The sequence below is a fragment of the Atribacteraceae bacterium genome, assembly GCA_035477455.1.
In the GTDB taxonomy this organism is placed as follows: domain Bacteria; phylum Atribacterota; class Atribacteria; order Atribacterales; family Atribacteraceae; genus DATIKP01.
Map to the genome: position 1 here is coordinate 1 of DATIKP010000147.1, position 3381 is coordinate 3381.

3 protein-coding genes are annotated in these 3381 nt (G+C 56.9%); 2 read left to right on the forward strand and 1 reads right to left on the reverse strand.

All coding sequences use genetic code 11. The annotated features are described in order from the left end of the window. The coding region (locus VLH40_08790; GenBank protein ID HSV32097.1) for an FAD:protein FMN transferase at positions 1 to 2090 on the forward strand (2090 nt) is incomplete at its 5' end. A gap of 262 nt (positions 2091 to 2352) precedes the next feature. Next, positions 2353 to 2718, forward strand: coding sequence for a hypothetical protein (locus VLH40_08795; GenBank protein HSV32098.1), 366 nt, complete (start codon positions 2353 to 2355; stop codon positions 2716 to 2718). Here VLH40_08795 and VLH40_08800 read toward each other — a convergent pair. After that, positions 2663 to 3381, reverse strand: a 719-nt coding sequence (locus VLH40_08800) for an ISNCY family transposase (protein HSV32099.1), incomplete at its 5' end; no start/stop codon positions are given. The genes VLH40_08795 and VLH40_08800 overlap by 56 nt on opposite strands.

Genomic DNA, 3381 nt, shown 5'->3' on the forward strand with positions numbered 1-3381 from the left:
TGACAGCGGCTCAACTGGCCTCTCATTTACTGGGAACCGCTCTTTGGCTGCCGCTCGCCCTCCTCATCCATCCCCTGGCCTACGGGTACCTGAGCTGGCTTTTGTCGATCGCAACGATCCTCTCCACCTTTTGCACCTTCGGCCTGGGTAAAACCGTGATCACCCATCAAGCCGCGGAGGGAGACGACCGGCTTCTGAGCAGCTCGGTAGCGGTCGTTTTCCTCCTCAGCGTAATCGCCGGGATTATCGTCTCGATCGTTTTGGGGCCGGCAGTCGGTTTGCTCACCGCCGGACTTTCGCTTTTCTCCCTCACGGTTCATCTGGATCTAGCGAACCGGAAATACGGAAGCTACCTCCGCGCGTGGATCGGGGCACGGCTACTCGGCCTTTTCCTTCCGGTACTCTTTTATCTTTTCTGGGAGTCCATAAACGGGATACTGGTCGGACTGGCCCTTGGCTATCTTCTCTTCGGAGGGCGGGTCGTGGAGCGTCTGCGCTTAAAACCCGATATTCGAAAAATCCGGGCAGTCCTCCCGTTCACCCTGGGTGTGCTGGGCAGCGATCTCAGCAAGGTATCCACCAGTTTCCTCGACAAGATCCTGATCGGGGAGCTCTTCGGAATGACGACGCTTGGATATTATCATTTTGCCTACCGCGTCTTTCTTTTCTTCGGGATACTGCCGCAGATTATGTTCTTCTACCTCTTATCCGAGAAAGCCGCCCAGCGGAATACGGATAGGATAGAAAAAATCGCCATCCTCTCTTCCGGCGGACTCGCTGCGGCAACCTATTTTTTCGCCCGCTTCATCGTTCCACCGGTTTTTCCGGCGTTTGCCGGGAGCGTGAGCGCTATTCAGATAATGGGGCTTGCGGTAATCCCCGCGACACTCGTGGCGATAAAGACCTCGGGCCTTTACGCCGCCCGGAAGGCAAACCTCGTTCTGGGCTCCCACCTGCTGGCTCTGGGAGCCGGTATCGTAGGGATCACCATCCTGGGAAGGGTCTTCAGCCTGGTGGGCCTGGCGCTGGGTCTGCTCGCGCTCCAAAGCAGTCTGGCCGCCGCTTTATTCCTGTTGCCCAAGCTCACCAGGGAAAACCGCAAAGTTATAGTGGGTTCGCTGGCCGTCCTTCTCCTGGCGGGCCTGGCGCTGGGCACGCTTAACGCACGTCGGCCGTGGATCGAGATAAACGAACAGGAGGTGGAGGTAAGGGGTTTGGCCATGGGAACCGTGGTTTCGATCAAGGCGAGCGACCCGGATAGGCGGGGGGCCCAATCCGCGGCAGAGGCCGCCTTCGCTGAAATCCTGAGAATCGAGAGGTTGCTGTCGACCACTTATCCGGCGAGTGAAATCTATAACCTGAATCGGTCGGGGGGAGCCTGGGCGGATCTCTCCCCGGAGACCCTTTATGTGCTGGGACAAAGCCTGTATTATGCCCGGCTCTCCGGGGGGGCCTTTGATCCAACGGTCAAACCTCTCTTGGGTCTGTGGATGGAAGAAGTAAGGACCTCCGGGAGGCTTCCCACCACCGAGGAACTGGAGCGGGCACTCTCGCTCGTCAATTGGCGGGCTCTGGAACTTGACGAAGAACAGGGCCGGGCGCGATTTCTAAAAGAAGGGATGCAGCTCACCCTGGGGGGCATCGCCGCCGGTTACGCGGTGGACCGCGCCACCGAGCTATTGAAGGAAAAGGGTATCGCCGGGGCACTGATCGATATCGGAGGAGATATCCGGGGGTACGGTCCCCGGACCTTCCGGATCGCGATTCAACACCCGCGCGATGACGTCGGATGGCTGGAGGTGATCGATCTCAAAAACGCGGCGGTGGCCACCACCGGGGATTACCGACAGTTCTTCTTTTTGGGGAAAAGAAGAGTGCACCACATCCTCGACCCGCAAACCGGTCAACCGGCCGATTCCGTCATGAGCGTAACGGTCGTCGCCGAAAAGGCCCTGGTTACCGATGTCCTCACGACAACCGTTTTTGTACTGGGCCCGGAGAAAGGGATGGAACTGATGAATTCGCACGGGATCGCCGGTTTGATCGTGGATGCCGCCGGACAGATAACCATATCCGAGAAATGGGAATAGCGGGCAACAAGCTCGCCTTGCCAACCCTTGCCACGATGGAATTACCCCGAATTCCGCCGCTATTCTGGGGATAACTCCAAAATCCCCTCTCTCCACCTTCCCGCAATTTCTGTATGCTACCTAATGCCTCACGTAAAAATCTTGATGAAAGGGATTCGTTACCTCACGTAAAATTCTATACCAAATTCACCTCCTGTGGTTGAGAACTCAGGGTATTTTTCCAGGTTGCCAGCTCAATGAGTTGGTTCTGGAGTTTCACGATTTGTCTTTTGAGGGCCGCGGGATTGAGTTCTTCGTATTGGTCCTTAAGAGACTGTTTGACAGCCTCTGCAATACATGGCGAGGCGAGCACCCGCATCAGGGGGGTTTTTGGCTCATCATAGTGTTTGGTGACCTTGCTCCCCCGGCGGACCTTGGAAAGACACTTGGCCACGGGAAGGAAGAAGTTGGTGTAGAGGCGCAACAGGGCATAGAGTTGGTTGTCGTTCTTGCGGGCGGGACGGGAGCGGGTGAAGGTGATCTTCTCCCGGTCACAGTAGCGTACCAGCTGGTGGTTGATGAATTCTCCTCCGTTATCGGAATCGATGCCCAGAAGGGGAAAGGGGGAGACGTTGGCGGATACTTGTGAAGGCCTGGAAGACCCATTTCTGGGCCTTATTCTTCACCGCCTCTGTTTCCGTCCAGCTCGTGGACACAGCCACCACATCGAGCGTCTGGCAGTAGTCACCCCGGGGATCTCCCCCGTCGTGGGCGACCAGATCCATTTCACAGAAGCCTGGGGTGTTCTCGTTCCACTCCGCATAGGTGCGGATCGGGATGCGGTGTTTCAAGAGGGTGCCGGGTTTGGTGGAAGGCCGGGAGAAAGGGATGAACTGTTGCTTTTCTTTGTGGAGTAATCGATCCACCATGGCGGGAGAAATGGAGCAGAGCTTGGATCGTACCTCCGGAGAGAGCGCCAGTTTCTCGATCATCCAGCAAAGGGAGGGAGCGAGCCGTTTCCCGCAGGGACAGTCAAAGATGGCCCAGATCTTCTTCAGAGAGGTGAACACCGTTGCATCGTATTTTCTGGGACGGTTTCTTTTGGTGGTGGTGATGGTTCCCCCCACCCGATACCTGTGACCCTGGGGTCCCCGCACCAAGACCGTCCGTCCATGATGCGACAACAGCCAGGAGGCGTACGTCCGGTGGTAACCGGTGAGAGGGACGAGTGTATCGATGATCTTTCCCTTCTCTTTCTTGGTAGCCTTCCGGTACTCCGGTGCCAGGTTCTTCACGATTTCTCTTCTGGTAT